The following is an 18,369-nucleotide window of genomic DNA, read 5'->3' as shown; positions in this document are numbered from 1 at the left end:
TGACCTCCCCGGTCAGAAGCTGTACTTGACGTGCATGTGCAGGCGGTCGAGGTCGCCCTCGGCGCCGCTTTCGAGCTCGCGGGTGCCGTGGATCAGCTCGGCGCCGATCTCCAGCTTGGGCAGCACCGTCCAGATCAGGTTGGCGTGGATGGACTGCGAGGACTTGGTGACGCCCAGGCCGGTGAGGGCGGTGTCGTTGTCGTAGCTGGCGGCCGAGTAGAACAGGTTGCCGCGCAGCTTCGGCGAGAACACGTGCCGCCAGGCGATGAAGCCGCCGTAGGCATCCAGCGCCTCCAGCGAGCCGTCGGCGGCGACCATGGCGTCCGGGCCCAGGCCCAGGCCGAGGTAGCGGCCCAGGCCGCTGCCGCCGCTGAGCATGAAGCGCAGGTCGTCGTTGCGGCCGATGTTGACCTTGCCCGACAGGCTCAGGCCGAAGGCGGTTTCCGACTCGCTGGCCGCTGGCGTCTCCACCTTCAGCTGGCGGACCAGGCCGGCGATGCCGAAGTGGCCCCAGTCGGCCTTGTGGGTGTAGCGCAGGCTCAGGTCGGGCACGTTGTTGTCGTCGCTGTTGCCGCGCACGCCGTTGAGATGGCCGGTGAAGGTGGTTTCGGGGTTCTCCAGCGATACCGACCAGGGTCCGTTGCTGTAGCGCAGCTGGGCCTGGCGGACGAAGATCGTGCCCTCGGTCGGGCCGATGAAGTCCACGGCGTCGGGCAGCGCCGCCACGTCCTGGAAGTTCGACCAGGTCTGGCCGGCCAGCCACTTGTCCCAGGCCACGTAGGCATGACGGATGGTCACGCCATAGGTGTTCGTGGCTATCTCGTTGCCCAGGGCGCCGCCGAACAGGTCCATCTCCAGGTAGGCGCGCAGCTTGTACCCGTCCAGGTCGGTGTCGGCGCCGAACCACAGGCGCGAGAACTGCGCGTGCACGTCCAGGTCGGTGCCTTCGTCGGCGCCGCCCACCGGAATCGCGCCGGGCAGGTAGAACAGCCGGCCGGCGCTGCCGTCCGGGATCTCGCCGCCGTTGCTGCGGGTGTACAGGCTGTCGAGCTTGATGAAGCCGCCGAAGCTGAAGCGGGTGCCCGGGTTGGCGGCGGGCATGATCGGCGTCTGCTGGATGCCCTTGGCCGGATCGGGCGCCTTGGCGGCCTGCTCGGCCTGGGCGGCCTTTTGCGCCTCCAGCTCGCCCTTCAGGGCGGCCACCATCCGTTCCAGCTGGGCGATGCGGGCCTCGAGGCCGGCGTCGCCATCCGCGGTTTCCTGGGCCGGCGCGACGCCCGGCGCGGCCAGGGCCAGCGCCAGGCACAGGGCCAGCGGCCGGCGCTGCGTGGTTTTCGTCTGCTTCATGTTCCCCTCCCGGAATTCGGGCCATGGCCAAAGCGGCCGGCCGAGTCTGTGGAGGGCCGTGCGCGGGCGGCCATTCCCAATTGGTCGAAACCGGCGCGCGGCTAGACCAATGTCTAATGGCCGGAGCGGGGCCGCATCGCTCGGCAGCGGGGTTAATCTTCGCGGACCGGCCGGCCGACACGCCGGCCCGCAGGAGTTGCCATGTCCGACCGCATCCATCCCGTTCCAGCCGATTTCGAGGCCGCCGCCAACTACCGGGCCGCCGACTACGAGCGCGACTACGACGAGTCCGTGCGTGATCCCGAGGCCTTCTTCGCCCGCCTGGGCCAGCGCCTGCTCTGGTCGCGGCCCTACACCCGGGCCAAGGACACCAGCTACCGGCTGGAGGACTTCCACATCCGCTGGTACGCCGACGGTCAGCTCAATGCCAGCGTCAACTGCCTGGACCGGCACCTGGCCGAGCGCGGCGACCAGGTCGCCATCATCTGGGAGCCGGATGATCCGAACGCCGAGCCGCGCCGCATCACCTACCGGCAGCTGCACGCCCGCGTTTGCCAGCTGGCCAATGCGCTGACCTCGCTGGGCGTGGTCAAGGGCGACCGCGTCACCATCTACCTGCCGATGATTCCCGAGGCGGCGGTGGCCATGCTGGCCTGCGCCCGCATCGGCGCCATCCACTCGGTGGTGTTCGGCGGCTTTTCGCCGGATTCCATCGCCAACCGCATCGCCGACTGCAGCAGCAAGCTGGTGATCACCGCCGACGAGGGCCTGCGCGGCGGCAAGGCCATCCCGCTGAAGGCCAATGTCGACGAGGCGCTGAAGAAGCCCGGCACCCACAGCGTCGAGACCGTGCTGGTGGTGCGCCACACCGGCGCCGGCGTGCCCATGCAGATGCCGCGCGACCGCTGGTTCGACGCCGTGGTCGACAGCCAGCCGGACACGCACGAGGCGGTGCCGATGGACGCGGAGGATCCGCTGTTCATCCTTTACACCTCCGGCAGCACCGGCAAGCCCAAGGGCGTGCTGCACACCACCGGCGGCTACCTGGTCTGGGCCGCCTACACGCACGAGCTGGTGTTCGACCTCAAGCCCGGCGACATCTACTGGTGCACCGCCGACGTCGGCTGGGTCACCGGCCACAGCTACGTGGTCTACGGGCCGCTGGCCAACGGCGCCACCTCGCTGATGTTCGAGGGCGTGCCGACCTATCCGGACCCGGGCCGCTTCTGGCAGGTCTGCGACCGCCACGGCGTCACCGTGTTCTACACCGCGCCCACCGCCATCCGCGCCCTGATGCGCGAGGGCGAGGCGCCGGTGCGGAAACACTCGCGGCGCAGCCTGCGCCTGCTGGGCACCGTCGGCGAGCCGATCAATCCCGAGGCCTGGGAGTGGTACCACCGCGTGGTCGGCGAGGGCCGCTGCCCGATCGTGGACACCTGGTGGCAGACCGAGACCGGCGGCATCCTGATCTCGCCCATCCCCGGCGCCACCCCGACCAAGCCCGGCTCGGCCACCCGGCCGCTGCCCGGCGTGCGACCGGCCCTGGTGGACGCGGAAGGCCGCCTGCTCGAGGGCGCCGCCGAAGGCAATCTGGTGCTGCTGGATTCCTGGCCGGGGCAGATGCGCAGCGTCTTCGGCGACCACCAGCGCTTCATCGACACCTATTTCAAGACCTACCCGGGCATGTACTTCACCGGCGACGGCTGCCGCCGCGACGCCGACGGCTATTACTGGATCACCGGCCGGGTGGACGATGTGATCAATGTCTCCGGCCATCGCATGGGCACCGCCGAGGTCGAGAGCGCCCTGGTGGCGCACCCGGCCGTGGCCGAGGCGGCGGTGGTGGGCGCGCCGCACGACATCAAGGGCCAGGGCATCTATGCCTACGTGACGCTGAAGGCGGGGGTCGAACCCAGCGAGGCGCTGCGCAAGGAGCTCGTCGCGCACGTGCGCAAGGAGATAGGCCCCATCGCCGCGCCCGACTGGCTGCAGTGGGCGCCGGGCCTGCCCAAGACCCGCAGCGGCAAGATCATGCGCCGCATCCTGCGCAAGATCGCCGAGGCCGGCCCCGAGGGCGTGGACCGCAGTTCGCTGGGCGACACCTCCACCCTGGCCGACCCGGCGGTGGTGGACAGCCTGGTGCGGGAACGGCAGGCGCGCTGAGCGTGACGGCCGCGCCCACCATCCTGGTCGCGGACGACCATCCGCTGTTCCGCGAAGCCCTGAAGGGCGCCGTCGGCCGGCTGCTGCCGGCCGCCCGTCTGGTCGAGGCCGACAGCGCCGACGCCCTGTTCGCCGCCGCCGAGGCCAACCCCGACGCCGACCTGCTGCTGTTGGACCTGAACATGCCCGGCGCGCACGGCTTCAGCGCCCTGGTGCACCTGCGCGGCAGCCAGCCGCAGCTGCCGGTGGTGGTGGTCTCGGCCCGCGAGGAGCCCGGCGTGGTGCGCCGGGCATTGGACTACGGCGCCGCCGGCTTCATTCCCAAATCGGCCGACCCGGCCACCATCGGCGAGGCCATCAGCACCGTACTTGCCGGCGACACCTGGGCGCCGCCCCAGGCCGAGGCCGGCGAGGGCCTGCGCCCGGACGAGGCCGAGATCGCCGCCCGCCTGCGCGAGCTGACGCCGCAGCAGTTCCGCGTGCTCTCCATGCTTTCCAGCGGCCTGCTCAACAAGCAGATCGCCCACGCCCTGGGCGTGTCCGAGGCCACCGTGAAGGCGCACATGACCGCCATCCTGCGCAAGCTCGGCGCCAGCAACCGCACCCAGGCGGTGCTGATGGCGGGGAAGCTGGCGGTGGATCCGGGCACCGACGCAAGCGCCCGCGGGTGAGGCCAAGGCGCGGCGTCCGGCCCCAGGCTGTTGCGCCGCAGCGCCGATTGCGGCGCCGGGTTCGACCTCGACGGGGGCCTGTGCCAGTATCGGCGCGCCGGGCCCGCCCCGCCTGCTGTCCGTGCCCCCCACGGCAGGCCTGCGCCATCCACGTCCATCCGACAGGAGAATGCAGATGCGCAAGTTCGTGAACTGGGCCAAACGTGGCCTGCTGGCTGTTTCCCCCCTTGTCTTCTTCGTGGCCTTGGCGGTCTCCGCCGCCGGACCGTCCGACCGCGATGTCGCTCCTGCCATGCGGGCGGCCATGCAGCGCGACCTCGGCCTGTCGCCGGCCCAGCTGAGCCAGTACCTGAAGATCGAGCGCCTGGCCGCGCAGCAGGGCCAGCGTCTGGCCAAGGCGCAGGGCGACCGCTTCGCGGGCAGCTGGCTGGAGCGCAAGCCCGACGGCCAGTACCAGCTCGTCGTCGCCACCACATCCATTCGGCCGCAGCGCGGGCCGGCCGGGACCGAGATCAGGAACGTCCGGCACAGCCTTGCCCGGCTCGAAGCGGCCAAGCAGGACATGGACGACATGGTGGCGCGCGGCGCCAGGGTGCCCGAAGGCGTGTACGGCTGGTTCGTGGACGTGCGCGAAAACAGCGTCACCATCAACGTGGCCCCGGGCGCGCGCAAGGCGGCCATCGACTTCATCGCCGCCAGCGGCGCCGATTCCGACACCATCCGCCTGCGCACCATGGCCTCGGCGCCCAGGCCGCTGGCGACCCTGATGGGCGGCAGCGAGTACCTTTCCAGCGACGGCAGCAACTACTACTACTGTTCGGTCGGCTTCGCGGTGACCCGCAACGGCGCCCAGGGCTTCGCCACGGCCGGCCATTGCGGAGCGGCCGGCGACGGCGCCTTCGTGCTGGTGCGGCGCCGCACCGTCAGCCAGATCGGCGCCTTCGCCGCCTCGGACTTCCCTGGTGCCGATCGCGCCTGGGTGCAGGTGGACAATGGCCATACCCTGCAGCCCGTGGTGAACGGCTACGGCGACGGCGACATTCCGGTGCGCGGCAATACCGAGGCGCCGATCGGCGCCGCGGTGTGCCGTTCCGGCCGTACCACCGGCCTGCATTGCGGCGTGATCGAGGCCAAGAACGTCACCGTGCAATACCCGGACGCCACCGTGAACGGCCTTACCCAGGTGAAGGTCTGCGCAGAGGGCGGAGATTCCGGCGGGTCCTTCATCACCACGCCCGGCCAGGCCCAGGGCGTGCTTTCCGGCGGCAACTACAGCTGCAAGGGCAAGCAGGCCAAGCTGGCCACCAGCTATTTCCAGCCGCTCAACCCCTTGCTGCAGGCCTATGGGCTGAGTCTGAAGCTCAGCCCCTGACCGGCACCCTTCCGCGACAGGCGAACGCCCCGGCCACCCCGGGGCGTTTGTTTTCGGGGGGGGGGGCGAGCTGGCCACACCACCGCACGCCTGCGCATCGCCCGTCCCGTGACCGGGCCGGAGCCCAGCCAAGGGGCGGTTTGACATTGTTTAACCATGTAGTTAAATAAGGCGCATGTCCCGCGCCGCCCCGCTCGATGCCGCTTTCGCCGCCCTGGCCGACCCCACCCGTCGGCAGATCCTGGCCCGCCTGGCCCGCGGCGACGCCACCGTGCTGGAGCTGGCGGCGCCCTTCGACATCAGCGTGCCGGCGATCTCCCGACACCTGAAGGTGCTCGAAGGCGCAGGCCTGATCGCCCGCGGCCGCGACGCCCAGCGCCGGCCCTGCTCCCTGCGGGTGGAGGGCCTGGCGGAGATTTCCGCCTGGGTGGAGCACACCCGCAACGCCTGGGAGCGGCGCCTGGATCGGCTGGAGGCGCATCTGCTCCAGCTGCAGGCGCGCGAGGCCCGGCCAACGACCCGAACGAGGAGCCCACGCCATGGCAAGCCGAAATCCTGAGCTGGAACGCCTGATCGAGCGCGAGATCGTCATCTCGCGTGTCCTGGACGCGCCGCGCGAGCTGGTCTTCGACGCCTGGACGCAGCCCGGGCAGCTGATGGCCTGGTTCGGCCCGAAAGGTTTCAGCTGCGCCACCCACGAGATGGATCTGCGCCCCGGCGGCCGCTGGCGCTTCGACATGCGCGGGCCCGACGGCACCGTCTACCCGAACCGCATCGATTTTCTCGAGATCCGCCGGCCCGAGAGGCTGGTGTTCGACCACGGCACCGACCGCGACGACGACCCCAACCGCTTCCACGTCACCATCACCTTCGACAGCCAGGACGACGGCAAGACGGTGCTGACCCTGCGGCAACTGCACCCGAGCAAGGCCCGCCGCCGCGAAGTCATCGGCTTCGGCGCGGTGGAGTACGGCTACCAGACACTCGACAAGCTGGCGGCGCACCTGCGCGGCGGCTGAGTGGTCGAGGCCCTCACCGGGCGGGCCGGGAGCAAGACACGCCGATCCGGTGCATCCCGCCCGGCCAGCCGAACCGGAACACCTGCTTCGAGCGGTTCAGCCGCGCCCTTCGCGAGAACGTGCCCGACCAGCTCCGTTCCGGCCTTCCAGGACGTCCTGCCCGCTTTCCGCCGGAATCAAGAAGCCGGGGCGACAGACCTGATGCCTGCCTTGGTCGAAAGCAGTCAACGCGGGTTCGCGAAAACGACGGGCGCCGGGCGGAAGAGCGCCGCTGTGCTGCCCGGGATGGCGCTGGCATCCGGCAGGCGGAACTTCAGCGTGAGGTCGTGCTCACTCATCGTTGCGATCCTTCGGATCCTTCTCGCGCTTCTCCCGCTTCCGCACCCAGTTGTCCACTACCCGTCGAAGCTGTCTGGCGGGGTGCGGCTTCCACTTCCGGTTTGGGACGCCTGCGCCGAGGTCGCGCCAATGAAGAAGTAAGGTGCCTCAGCCGGCGACGCCGGCCCGCCTCCTCTGCGCCGCCAAAAATGCCCGCAAGCTCGCCGGCTTCACCGGCTTGGTCAGCACGGGGATGCCAAGGTCGCGGGCGGCGCGCTTGACGGTGTCGCTGCCGTCGGCGGTCACCAGCAGGGCAGGGGTCTGCTCGCCGCAGAGCTCGCGCAGGCCGGCCAGGGCGCCCAGGCCGTCCATCTCGTCGTGCAGGTGGAAGTCGGCCAGCAGCACGTCCGGGCGCTCGCGCTCGGCCAGGGCGCGGGCGGCGGCCACGGTTTCGGCCACGCGCACCTGCACGCCCCAGCGGCCCAGCAGGGCCTCCATGCCCTCGAGGATCTCGCGGTCGTTGTCCAGGCACAGCACCTTCAGGCCGCTCAGCTCGCCACCCTGGGCCGGGGCCCGCGGCGGCTTGGCCGGCAGGGTGGTATCGGCCAGCGGCACGCGCATGCCGAACACGCTGCCGCGGCCGGGCCAGCTGCGCACGCTGATCGGGTGGTCGAGCATGCGCGAGACGCGCTGGCAGATGCTAAGGCCCAGGCCCAGGCCGCGCTCGCCCCAGGGCGAGGGCTGATCGAAGCGGCGGAACTCCTCGAAGATCTGCGCCAGATGGTGTGGCGGGATGCCCGGGCCGCTGTCCCAGACCTCGATCTCCACCTGGTTGCCGCGCCGGCGCACGCCCAGGATCACCCGGCCTTCCTTGGTGTAGCGCAGGGCATTGGCGACGAAGTTCTGCAGGGCGCGGCGCAGCAGGCGCCGGTCGCTGCGCACCGAAACCTTGCCGCCGTGGACGCGGAAGCGCAGCCCGCGGGCGGCGGCCAGCGGCGCGTACTGCGCCGCCACGCTGGCCAGCAGCTCGTCCAGGCGGAACACGCCCAGCTCCGGCTTCAGGGCGCCGGCGTCCAGGCGGGAGATGTCCAGCAGGCCGTCCAGCAGTTCCTCGGCGTCGCGCAGCGAAGCGTCCACGCGTTCGGCCAGGCGCTGCTGCTCGGCCGGGTCGCCGGCGGCCTCGCGCAGGGCCGAGGTGAACAGCCGGGCGGCGTTGATCGGCTGCAGCACGTCGTGACTGATCGCCGCCAGGAAGCGGGTCTTGGACAGGTTGGCCTGCTCGGCCTCGCGGGTGCGCTCGGCGACGCGCTGCTCCAGGGTCTCGTTCACTTCGCGCAGGGCCTGCTCGGCCTGCTTGTAGGCGGTGACATCGCTGTAGGTGGTGACGTAGCCGCCGCCCGGCAGTGGCTGGCCGCGCATCTCGATCACCTGGCCGTTCGGGCGGATGCGCTCGAACACATGCGGCGAGCCCTGGCGCAGGTACTCCACCCGCTTGGCCACCTGCTGCTCGACGTCGCCCGGGCCCAGCTCGCCGCGCTCGGCGTTGTAGCGGATCAGGTCGGCCACCGGCCGGCCTACGTACAGCATGCCGGCGGGGAAGCCGAACATTTCCTGGTAGCGGCGGTTCCAGGCCACCAGGCGCAGGTCGCGATCCACCACGCTCACCGCCTGCGACAGGTTCTCCAGCGTGGCCGAGAGGATCTCGCGGTTGAAGCGCAGCTCGTGGCTGGCCTCGTCCAGCAGGCTCATCACCTCGCCCAGCTCCATGCCCGAGCCGCGCAGGGCGGTGGTCAGGGTCAGGCGCGCCGAGGCGGCGCCGATGGCGCCGGCCAGCAGGCGCTCGGTGAACTGGATCAGGGCGCGGTCGGCCGGCGCCTGCAGCGCCAGTTCCCGCTGCTGGCTGGCGGCGTACTCGGCGAAGGCACGACGGGCATGACGTTCGCCCAGTACGCGCGCCGCCAGCTGCTGCAGGTCGCCGACGCTGAGATTGCCCTGCCAGCCGCCCGGCGCCGCCAGCGGCCGCTGCGCGTACGGGTCCAGGAAGGGCGTGGCGCGGATGCGCTCGTCCAGGCTGGGCCGATAGCGCGCCGACACCACCAGCAGGGCACCGGTGTTCGCCAGCAGCGACCAGAAGCTGCCGTGGGTGATGGCGTCCCAGCCGACCAGGCCGAACAGCGCCTCCGGCCGCAGCCAGGCCAGGCCCAGCGGGCCGTGCGCCAGCCAGCCGGTGTCGAACCAGCCGGCCCGGCCCAGGGCAGGCAGCAGCAGGGTGTAGGCCCACAGCGTGAAGCCGGCGATCAGCCCGGCCATCACCCCGCGCCGGCTGGCGCCGCGCCAGTACAGGCCGCCGATCAGGGCCGGCGCGAACTGCGCCACCGCCGCGAAGGCCAGCAGGCCGAAGGCGGCCAGGCTTTCGCCGCTGCCGGCGGCACCACGGTAGTAGGCATAGGCCAGCAGGGCGATGGCGAGGATGGCAAAGCGGCGCACCCACAGTACCCGCGTGCCCAGGTGTGGGCTGTGCAGGTCCTGGGCCAGGCGTCCGCGCCACAGCGCCGGCATCACCAGGTCGTTGCTGACCATCGTCGCCAGCGCCACCGAGGCCACGATCACCATGCCGGTGGCGGCCGAGAAGCCGCCCACGTATACCGCCAGCGCCAGCGCGGTGTTGTCCAGGGCCATGGGCAGGGCCAGCACGTAGGTGTCGGGCGCGGCGCCGCTGCCGGCCAGTAGGGCCTGGCCGGCCGAGGTGATCGGCAGCACGAACAGGCAGATCACCACCAGGTAGCCGGTGAACAGCCAGCGCGCCCGGCGCACGTCGGCCACTTCGCCGCATTCGACCACCGCCACGTGGAACTGTCGCGGCAGGCAGACGATGGCGCAGAAGGCCAGCAGGGTCTGCGAAACGAAGCCGGCCGGAATGCCGGGCTCGATGATCTGCCACGCCGCCTCGCGGAAGCGCTCCACCACACCTTCGGCACCAGGCAGGTGGCCAAGGGCGAAGGCGCCGACGGCGACGAAGGCCAGCAGCTTGACCAGCGATTCCAGCGCCACCGCCAGAATCATGCCGTGGTGGTGTTCGGTGGCGTCGATCTGCCGGGTGCCGAACAGGATGGCGAACAGCGCCAGCAGCAGGGCCGCGTACAGGGCCGGGTCGGCCAGCACGCCGCGTTCGCCGCCGGTGCCCGGCGCCGCGCCCGAAAGCACGTCTATGCTCATGGCCACCGCCTTGAACTGCAGGGCGATGTAGGGAATGGCGGCGATCACCGCCACCAGGGTCACGGTGGCGGCGATGTTCTGGGCGCGGCCGTAGCGGGCGGCCAGGAAGTCGGCGATGGAGACCGTGCTCTGCTCGCGCGCCACCAGCACCAGGCGCTCGAGGATGCGCCAGCCGAACACGAACAGCAGGATCGGGCCCAGGTAGATCGGCAGGAAGCCCAGGCCCGACTTGGCCGCGGTGCCGACCGCGCCGTAGAAGGTCCAGGACGAGCAATACACCGCCAGCGCCAGCGAATACACCAGCGGCCGCAGCCACTGGCGGCTGGGATAGAGCGGCCGATGGTCGCCCCACCAGGCCACCGCGAACAGCAGGCCGACATAGCCCACCGACACCAGCAGCAGGATCCAGCCCGGAATCACGCCCCCTCCCCGCCTTTCCCCGGCGAAGGGCGACTATAGCGCCGCCATGCGGCCGGGCCGCGGCCTACGACCAAAGTCGCAGCCGGGGCCTGGTCGGGGGCTCAGCCACCGGCCTTGCCGTCGCCGGCGTCCGTGTGCCGCCCGGTGGCGTCGCCAGCGGCGTCCGCCGGCAGGAAGTGGGCGGTGGCGCCCGGATAGTCCACCAGCACCCGGAAGTGCTTCAGCGCCGAGCCACCGATGGCGCCCCAGGTCGGCCGGTCCATCATCGTGGCCATGTACTGCTGGAAGGCGCCCGCCGGCTGCTCCGAGAACCAGACCGGGCCGACGGTGTAGCCGGCGATGGTGACGGCCGGCACCTCGATCATGCGGCGCAGCTGCGGGCCCTTGCGGTCGCCGGCCTCGATCACCCGCCAGTCCGGATGCCGCCGCACCCAGCGCTCGAACACTTCCTGCTCGATGAAGGACACGCCCATCATGTCGTCCGGCTCGCGTCCGAACAGCGGCGCCGAGTTTTCGGTCAGGTGGGCGGTGGCGCCGGTATCCAGCAGCACCGGCAGGGTCTCGCCGTCCACGACGATGTCCATGGACGGGAAGTGGGTGGTGCGTCGGCCGGCCGCGTCCACCTGGAAGCCCAGCGGCACGGCGTGGCTGCCCGCCGGCGGCACGGCGGCGTCGCGGCGGGTCAGGGTGCCGGCGGGGTAGTCGAAATCCCAGATGCCGTCGGCGAACCAGCGCCCGCCCAGGAAGCCGTCGCCGCCGAACAACCGCGCCGGTTCCGCCAGCGCCAGCCGGCCTTGCATGAAATGCGCCGGCGGCGCCGGGATGCCGTGGCCCTCGTCGAAGGCGGGGAAGGGCACCACGGCCAGTTCGCCCTGGCCGGTGTCCACGACCTCGATCGGCCAGCCGGCGGCTTCGGCGATCTCGCGGCCGATGGCGTTCCAGCCGCCGCCGGTATCGGTGAACAGGCGCAACTCGCGCCCGTCCAGGCGCGGGACCAGCCACACCTGGTCGGCCTCGAAACGGGCGGGCAGGGGCACATCGGCATGGCTGTGGCCGGCGGCCAGGCCCAAGGCCAGGCAAGCGATCATGAGCGGGCGTGTCAGGGGCATTGGTTGTGGTCCTTGGGCATGAGGGCGGCATGCAGCTGTCGGCAACGGGATGCAGGCTAGGCCAAAGCCGTCGCGCGCCGGCGCCGTTGCGACGGAGCCGCCGCTCATCGGCGTCAAACTGCCGCCACCAGGCGTGAGGGCGCCGGACCAAGGTCGAACTGACGCCGGCGGCGGCCCATGGCAGGCTGCGCCCATGGCCACCATGCCTCCCGGGCTGGACCTGGACGCGCCGCCCTTCGACCTGCTCGAGCCGGCGCAGCGCGAACGGCTGGCCGCGGCAGCGGATCTGGCCTTCCATCCGGCCGGCACCCGCATCATCCATGCGGGTCAGCCTGCCGACGCGGTGCAGGTGATCCTCAAGGGCCTGGTGCGCGCCTTCGACGGCGAGGGCGAGCAGGCGCGGCTGTTCGCCGACTACGGTCCGGGCGACCTGTTCGGTGCCTTCGCGGTGATCGCCGGCCGCGCCCGGCACAGCTATCGCGCCGAGCAGGACACCGTGTGCTTCCTGTTGCCGGCGCCGGTGTTCGAGCAGTTGCTGGAGGAGAACGGCCGCTTCGCCGCCTGGTTCCACCAGGCCCTGAGCGTGAAGCGCAAGCTGCTGGCCGAGCGCGAGCAGCCCGGCGAACTCAACCGGCTGATGCTGACGCGGGTGGGCGATGCCCAGCTGGCGCCGCTGCATGTGCTGGCACACGAGGCCAGCATCGCCGAGGCCGCCGCCGCCTTGCGTGCGCACCGCGTGGACTGCCTGCTGGTGCGCGCCGCGCCCGGCAGCGGCGAAGGCCCGGGCATCGTCACCCGTACCGACCTGCTGGACGCGCTGACCGCGCGCGGCCTGGACCTGGGCGCGCCGATCGGCCCGCTGGCCAGCCGGCCCCTGCTGTCGGTGCGCGCCGACGAGGTGCTGTTCCAGGCCCTGGTCAGCATGACCGAACACCATGTCGAACGGGTGCTGGTGCGTCGCGGCGAGGACTACGTCGGCAGCCTGGGCATGGCCGAGGTGCTGGCGCACTACGCCAGCAGCTCGCACCTGATCAGCCTGCGGCTGGCGCGGGCCGCGAATCTGGCCGAAGTGGCCGAGGCCGCGCGCGGGATGACCGACCTGGTGCGCCAGCTGCACGCCCAGGGCGCCAAGACCAGCTATCTGATGGAGATGGTCAGCGCCCTCAACACCCGCGTGCTGGCGCGCGTGTTCGCCCTGCTGGTGCCGCCGGAACAGCAGTCGCGCATGTGCCTGCTGGTGCTGGGCAGCGAGGGCCGGCGCGAGCAGATCCTCAAGACCGACCAGGACAATGCCCTGGTGCTGGCCGACGGTTTCGACTGGGACGGGCTGCCGGCGGCGATGGAGGCCTTCTCCGCGGCCTTGGCCGACATCGGCTATCCGCCCTGCCCGGGCAAGGTGATGGTCAGCAATCCGCACTGGCGCCTGGAGCTGCGCGGCTGGCACGAGCGCGTGCAGCAGTGGGCGCGGGTCGCCGACGGCCGCAGTGCCCTGGACCTGGCCATTCTGCTCGACGCGCGGCCGGTGGCCGGCAATGCGGACCTGTTCGCGCCGCTGCCGGCGGCGCTGCTGGCCCTGGGCCGCGACGAGGTGCTGCTGCGCTACCTGGCCGAGGCGACGCTGGCGAAAGGCAATCCGCTGACGTTTTTCGGCCACGTGCGCGAGCGCGACGGCCGCGCCGACCTCAAACGCGGTGGCATCTTCCCCATCGTGCACGGACTGCGCACGCTGGCCTTGAAGCACGGCATCCGCCACCGCAACAGCTTCGACCGCTGCGCCGCCCTGGTCGCGGCCGGCGCCCTGCCTGCGGCGCTGGGCCGGGACCTGCCGCAGGCGCTGGCGGTGCTGGTGCGCCTGCGCCTGGGCCAGCAACTGGCCGACCTGGAGGCGGGTCGGCTGCCGTCCAACGGCATCGACGTCGCCGGCCTGCGCCACCTGGATCGCGAGCTGCTGCGCGACGCTCTGCGCGTGGCCAACGAGTTCAAGGCGCACGTGGCCGACGTCTTCCACCTGCGCGGCTGAGCATGGGTCCGTTGCGGCGCTGGTGGCTGGGCAGGCGGCATGGCGAGGGGCCGTGGGCGGCCTTGTTCGCTCCACCGCCGGAAAACGAGTGGGTGTCGCTGGACCTGGAAACCACCGGCCTGGATCCGCGCCACGACGCCGTGCTCAGCCTGGCGGCGGTGCCGGTGCGCGACGATCGCGTGCTGCTGTCGCAGCGTTTCGAAACCCTGGTGCATCCGCAGCGCGGTTTCGACATCGCCTCGATCCGGCATCACCGGCTGACGCCGGCCGAGGTGGCCGGCGCGCCGCCGCTGCGCGAGGTGCTGCCGCACTTCCTGCGCTGGCTGGGCCCGCGCCGGCTGCTCGGCCTGAACATCGGCTTCGACCTGGCCATGCTCGATCCGGCAGTGCGGCTGGTCACCGGATTTCCGCTGCCCAACCCGAGCGTGGACCTGGCCCGCGCCTACCGGCCACAGGCGCGGCTGGCACGCCCCGAGGGCGTGCTGGACCTTTCGCTGGAGGGCATCGCCGCCGATCTCGGCGTGCCGGTGCTGGCCCGGCACACCGCCCTGGGCGATGCGGTCACGGTGGCGCTGGCCTGGCTGGCGCTGCGCGCGCGCTGAGGCTCAGCGCACCAGCCGTATCAGCCCGCGCCGTGGCGCGCCGGCCGGCAGGTGCCGGGTGACCAGGTCGGCGAAGCGGCGGGCGCCGATGGCCAGCTCGCGCGCGCTCAGGGCGCCGAAGCCCATCAGGAAGCCGGCCCGCGGCGGCGGCGAAAAGTAGCAGGGCGCCACCGGGTGCAGGCCCAGGCCATCGGCGGCGGCGCTGGCGATGATCTTCCCGGCGTCGTCATTGCTCAGGCCGTTGACCCAGACCAGCAGGTGCATGCCGGTACGGGCCGGATGGATCTCGACGCTGGCGCCCAGCGTTTCGTTGAGGATGGACAGCAGCAGCTGCCGCTTCTCGCGCAGGCGGCGTGACAGCTGCACCAGGTGCCGGTCGTAGTCGCCGGACTCCATCAGCTCGGCCACCAGCGTCTGCTCGAGCATGGAGCAGCCGAAGTCCATCGCCCACTTGCTGTTGAAGAAGTCCAGGCGCAGGCCGGGCGGCACCACCATGTAGCCCAGGCGCAGGGCGGCGAACAGGGTCTTGGAGAAGCTGCCGGCGTAGATCACCCGGCCATCGCGGTCCATGGCCTTGAGCGAGGGCAGGGCGGGGCCGTCCTGGCGGAACTCGCCGTCGTAGTCGTCCTCGAGGATCCAGGCGCTGGTGCGGTTGGCGAAGTCGACCAGGGCCTGCCGTCGCTGCTCCGACAGCACCACGCCGGTGGGGAACTGGTGCGAAGGCGTCACGCAGACCAGCTTGGCCTGGCTGCCTTCCAGCTTGTCCACCTGCATGCCCTCGCCATCGACGGGGATGCCGCGCATCTGCGCGCCATGCATCTGCAGGGTGCGGCGCAGGCTGAAGTAGCCGGGATCCTCCACCGCCGCCACGTCGCCCGGTTCCAGCAGCACGCGGCAGACCAGGGCGGTGGCCTGCTGCACACCGTTCACCACCAGCACGTCCTCGGGCGAGCAGACCACGCCGCGGGTGCGGGCGATGTGCTGGGCGATGGCCTTGCGCAGCCGCATCGAGCCGGCCGGCGGCGGATAACCCCAGTGGTCGAAGGGCCGGGCGCGTGCCAGCAGCCGCTTCCAGCGCGCGCGCAGCAGCGAGGGCGGCGAGGCCATGCCGTACTGGAAATCGATGCGCGCGCCCGCCACCGGTCGGCCGGGGATGCGCGAGTGGTCGTGCGCCAGGCGGGCGCGGCGGGCGTAGCTGGTCTGCGGGTCGCGCGGCGGCGCTTCCGGCGCCGGCGCGCGGTTCTCGGGCGAGCGGGCGACATAGGTGCCCGAGCCGGTGCGCGACTCCACCAGGCCATGCACGCGCAGCAGCTCATAGGCTGCCACCACGGTGCCGCGCGAAACGCCGTGCGCGGCGGCGAGGTCACGACTGGGCGGCAGCCTGTCGCCGGGATGCAGCCGGCCTTCGGCGATGGCCGCGCGGATGGCGTTGAACAGCTGCCGGGATACCGGGCCGTTGCCGTCCAGGAAAAGGTCCATCGCTCGCCTCCTCCCCCTTCGCGCCGCTTGCGCTTGTGGCCGATTCTACGGCCGCAGGGCCGCCGCGGCGCCGGAATGGACCGGACGGCACACGCCCGATCCATTCCGGTCGCCGCTCAGGCGCTGGCCAGCATCTCCCGGCCCCTCGCACGCGCTTCCGACGTCGTGATCCCGAAGCTGCGGCGGAAGGTGCGGCAGAAAGCACTCTTGCTCTCGAAACCGACCGCCTCGCAGACATCGGCGATGGGCAGGCTGGTGGAGGTCACCAGCTTCCAGGTGTGCGCCACCCGCAGCTGCATGGCGTGCTCGCCCGGGGAAATGCCGAACACGTCGTGGTAGCTGCGCTTGAAGTGGGTCACCGAGTAGCGGGCGATGCCGGCCAGGTGGGCCACGCCGTCGGTGACGCCGTGGCTGTGCTCGAGCACATTGCGGGCCCGCAGCAGGCGCTGCAGGGTGTATTCCTTGCGGGCGGTGTTCTGGCCGTTGCAGCGCTCCAGCCAGGGCGCCAGGTCGGTCTGGCTGTCGAAGACCGCGTCCTGCAGCGACTGCACCAGCAGGGCGCTGGCGCCGCCGGCCCGGCATTCGCGGCCCAGGCGCACCAGCAGCCGGCGCAGCTCGCGGAGCTCCTCGCGCCGGCGCGAGTGCAGCATGCGCGGCCGGGCCCAGCGCAGGGCGGGGCTCGGTCGCCACAGTCCCGAGGGTGCGGCAAAGCCCAGCAGCCAGCCATCACGGCGGATGGACAGGCGCAGCGGGCCGTCGCTCCAGGTCAGCATCTGGCCGCGCGCCAGTTCGATGTCCACGTAAGGGGTACCGGCCTGCGCCTCGCCGCGCAGCAGCACCCAGACCGAGCTCCAGCCGGCCGGAACATGCACGGTGGCGCCGCGCTCGGCCAGCGAAAGCAGCCAGCCCTGGCCCGGCGCCTCGTGGGCCAGGTCCAGGCTGCGTCCCAGGCCGATGTGGCCGTGGCGGATGTCAGAGTGGATATGCGGTTCCATGGGGACGTTTCCTTGGTGGCTTTCCCATGGCCGAGGCTAGAAAAGTGGCGGGCCGGGCCGACCGACCAAATCCGGAGCGTGTTTGGTGGACCAATTGGCCCGTTCATGATCGTGGGCATTACTTCCGGCACCCCCGGCGGACGACGGAGGCCGGGCCGGCACATCGGCGCCGTCATGGTCCGGCTACAGTCGCTTACCGATTCCCGCCATGCCCGCCCCGATGCCCCTGAGCTTCCGCAAACGCCCCGCCTGGTCCTGGCTGCTGATCGGCACCCTGATCGCCGGCAGCCTGGACCTGGCCTACGCCTTCACCCGCGCCTGGCTGCAATGGGAGGTGACGCCGGAGCGGGTGCTGCAGGTGATCGCCAGTGGCCTGCAGGGCCGGGCCGCCTTCGAGGGCGGATTGGCCTCGGCGGCGCTCGGCGCCAGCGCGCACTACCTGATCATGCTGGGCATCGCCTTCGGCGCCGCCGTGCTCGGCGGCCGGCGGATAGCCACGCCGCGCCGCGCCGTCGTCGGCGGGTTGCTGTATGGGGTGCTGGTCTTCCTGGTGATGACCTATGTGGTGGTGCCGCTGTCGCGGGCGCCGCTGAAGACGCCCACGTCGCTGCTCGAGGTCCTGCCCGACCTGGCGGCGCACATGCTGCTGATCGGCGTGCCGCTGATGCTGGCGGCGCGCCGGGCGCTGGCCCGGACCTGGTCCGGGGCCGGCGCCCTCTGAGGCGGCTCAGTCCGCGCCACCCAGGCCCGCGTCTCCGGCCGCCGCCAGTTCCTCCTTGCCCGCCGGTGCGAAGCGGGTGGACCACAGCGGCGCCGGCCATTGCTCGGCGCCGATCAGCACTTCGCCGGGCGTGCCGGTGAGGGTCAGTGCCTCCGCCTTGCGCATGGCCGGCCGCGGCAGCGCTTCGGGCGCGCGCGCCAGCACCTCCGGCCAGGTCTCGCCGGGCAGGCGATGCCAGCGGTAGAGGCTGCCGTAGCTGAGCACCAGCAGGTCGCGGCCATCTTCGCTCAGGTCCAGGCTGGTGACCGCGCCGGCGATCGCTTCTTCCGGCAGCGAGGCCAGGTGTTCGGCCTGCACGATCCCATCGCCGTGACGGGCCGACAGCGGCACGCGGTAGAGCCGGGCGGGGCGGTCGCGCTTGCTCAGCACCAGCAGGTCGCCGGCCTGGGCATCCACGGTGATCGCCTCGGCGTCGCGGGCACCGTCGGGATAGCGGAAGCGCAGGGACCAGGCGATGTCCACGTCCTCCTGGCCGGGCGCCGGCTCCGGTACCGCATGCACGACCACGCTGCCGCGCCAGCCGCGGTTGTCGCCGACGTCGCCGATCAGCAGCCAGTGCCGGCCGTCCTCGTTCCAGTAGGCCAGCGATTCGCTGTCGCGCAGCCAGGCGCCGTCCACGTCGACCCGGCCCAGGGCGCTGCCGTCCTCGCCCAGGCGGAACAGGCGGCCGGCGTTGCCACTGTCGTTGATCGCCCACAGCACGCCGGGCTGGGCGCGCGAGGCCGCCAGTCCGCTCATTTCGTCGAGCTTGCGGTCCTGCACGGCGACCGCGCCCTCCGGCAGCGGAGCGGGCTCGCCGCCGCAGCCGGCCAGGGCCAGCAGGGCGGCGGCGAGCATCGGGGATGCGGACGCGCGCA

The 18,369-nt window shown here is 71.8% G+C and carries 14 protein-coding genes; 8 read left to right on the top strand and 6 right to left on the bottom strand.

Going from position 1 to position 18,369, the window contains the following annotated elements; all coding sequences use genetic code 11:
• Positions 1-12: 12 nt before the first annotated feature.
• Positions 13-1,347 (bottom strand): DcaP family trimeric outer membrane transporter, encoded by a 1,335-nt coding sequence (locus tag F0415_RS08440; protein WP_149860775.1) that lies wholly within the window; start codon positions 1,345-1,347, stop codon positions 13-15.
• 201 nt (positions 1,348-1,548) lie between these two features.
• On the opposite strand from F0415_RS08440, the gene acs reads away from it, so the two are divergent.
• From acs to F0415_RS08415, 5 genes are all read left to right on the top strand, one after another.
• Positions 1,549-3,510: an acetate--CoA ligase gene (gene acs / locus F0415_RS08435; RefSeq protein ID WP_149860774.1), complete on the top strand. Its 1,962-nt coding sequence runs from the start codon at positions 1,549-1,551 to the stop codon at positions 3,508-3,510.
• Between the two features lie 2 nt (positions 3,511-3,512).
• Positions 3,513-4,181, top strand: coding sequence for a response regulator (locus F0415_RS08430; RefSeq protein ID WP_149860773.1), 669 nt, complete (start codon positions 3,513-3,515; stop codon positions 4,179-4,181).
• Between the two features lie 175 nt (positions 4,182-4,356).
• Positions 4,357-5,553 carry a S1 family peptidase gene (locus F0415_RS08425; protein ID WP_188310340.1) on the top strand — a complete coding sequence of 399 codons (1,197 nt, stop codon included), beginning with the start codon at positions 4,357-4,359 and terminating at the stop codon, positions 5,551-5,553.
• A 175-nt stretch (positions 5,554-5,728) separates the two neighbouring features.
• Complete coding sequence (locus tag F0415_RS08420) at positions 5,729-6,112, top strand: ArsR/SmtB family transcription factor (RefSeq protein WP_149860771.1); 384 nt, start codon at positions 5,729-5,731, stop codon at positions 6,110-6,112.
• Positions 6,093-6,572, top strand: coding sequence for an SRPBCC family protein (locus F0415_RS08415; protein WP_149860770.1), 480 nt, complete (start codon positions 6,093-6,095; stop codon positions 6,570-6,572). The genes F0415_RS08420 and F0415_RS08415 overlap by 20 nt, the downstream gene beginning before the upstream one ends.
• A gap of 486 nt (positions 6,573-7,058) precedes the next feature.
• Here the strand turns inward: F0415_RS08415 and F0415_RS08410 are convergent, their stop codons facing one another.
• Both F0415_RS08410 and F0415_RS08405 read right to left on the bottom strand, forming a co-directional pair.
• Complete coding sequence (locus tag F0415_RS08410) at positions 7,059-10,526, bottom strand: hybrid sensor histidine kinase/response regulator (RefSeq protein ID WP_149860769.1); 3,468 nt, start codon at positions 10,524-10,526, stop codon at positions 7,059-7,061.
• A gap of 101 nt (positions 10,527-10,627) precedes the next feature.
• Complete coding sequence (locus F0415_RS08405; protein ID WP_149860768.1) at positions 10,628-11,635, bottom strand: hypothetical protein; 1,008 nt, start codon at positions 11,633-11,635, stop codon at positions 10,628-10,630.
• Positions 11,636-11,828: 193 nt separating this feature from the next.
• Between F0415_RS08405 and F0415_RS08400 the strand changes: the two genes are divergently transcribed.
• On the top strand, positions 11,829-13,655 hold the full coding sequence (locus tag F0415_RS08400) for a DUF294 nucleotidyltransferase-like domain-containing protein (RefSeq protein ID WP_188310339.1): 1,827 nt from the start codon (positions 11,829-11,831) through the stop codon (positions 13,653-13,655).
• Positions 13,656-13,657: 2 nt separating this feature from the next.
• A complete protein-coding gene (locus F0415_RS08395) occupies positions 13,658-14,257 on the top strand; it encodes an exonuclease domain-containing protein (protein WP_149860766.1) in 600 nt (199 codons plus the stop codon).
• Between the two features lie 3 nt (positions 14,258-14,260).
• Here F0415_RS08395 and pdxR read toward each other — a convergent pair whose 3' ends face one another.
• On the bottom strand, positions 14,261-15,736 hold the full coding sequence (gene pdxR / locus F0415_RS08390) for a MocR-like pyridoxine biosynthesis transcription factor PdxR (RefSeq protein WP_149860765.1): 1,476 nt from the start codon (positions 15,734-15,736) through the stop codon (positions 14,261-14,263).
• A gap of 116 nt (positions 15,737-15,852) precedes the next feature.
• Positions 15,853-16,731: a helix-turn-helix transcriptional regulator gene (locus tag F0415_RS08385; protein WP_149860764.1), complete on the bottom strand. Its 879-nt coding sequence runs from the start codon at positions 16,729-16,731 to the stop codon at positions 15,853-15,855.
• A gap of 208 nt (positions 16,732-16,939) precedes the next feature.
• Between F0415_RS08385 and F0415_RS08380 the strand changes: the two genes are divergently transcribed.
• The gene (locus F0415_RS08380; RefSeq protein WP_149860763.1) at positions 16,940-17,452 is read left to right on the top strand and encodes a hypothetical protein; all 513 of its coding nucleotides are present in this window, start codon (positions 16,940-16,942) and stop codon (positions 17,450-17,452) included.
• A gap of 6 nt (positions 17,453-17,458) precedes the next feature.
• Here the strand turns inward: F0415_RS08380 and F0415_RS08375 are convergent, their stop codons facing one another.
• The gene (locus F0415_RS08375; protein WP_188310338.1) at positions 17,459-18,349 is read right to left on the bottom strand and encodes an SdiA-regulated domain-containing protein; all 891 of its coding nucleotides are present in this window, start codon (positions 18,347-18,349) and stop codon (positions 17,459-17,461) included.
• Positions 18,350-18,369: the final 20 nt, after the last annotated feature.

This window comes from Arenimonas fontis (assembly GCF_008386465.1).
Taxonomy (GTDB): Bacteria; Pseudomonadota; Gammaproteobacteria; order Xanthomonadales; family Xanthomonadaceae; genus Arenimonas; species Arenimonas fontis.
Note: the sequence above shows the minus strand (reverse complement) of the source record. Positions and strands in the feature narration are given on the sequence as shown.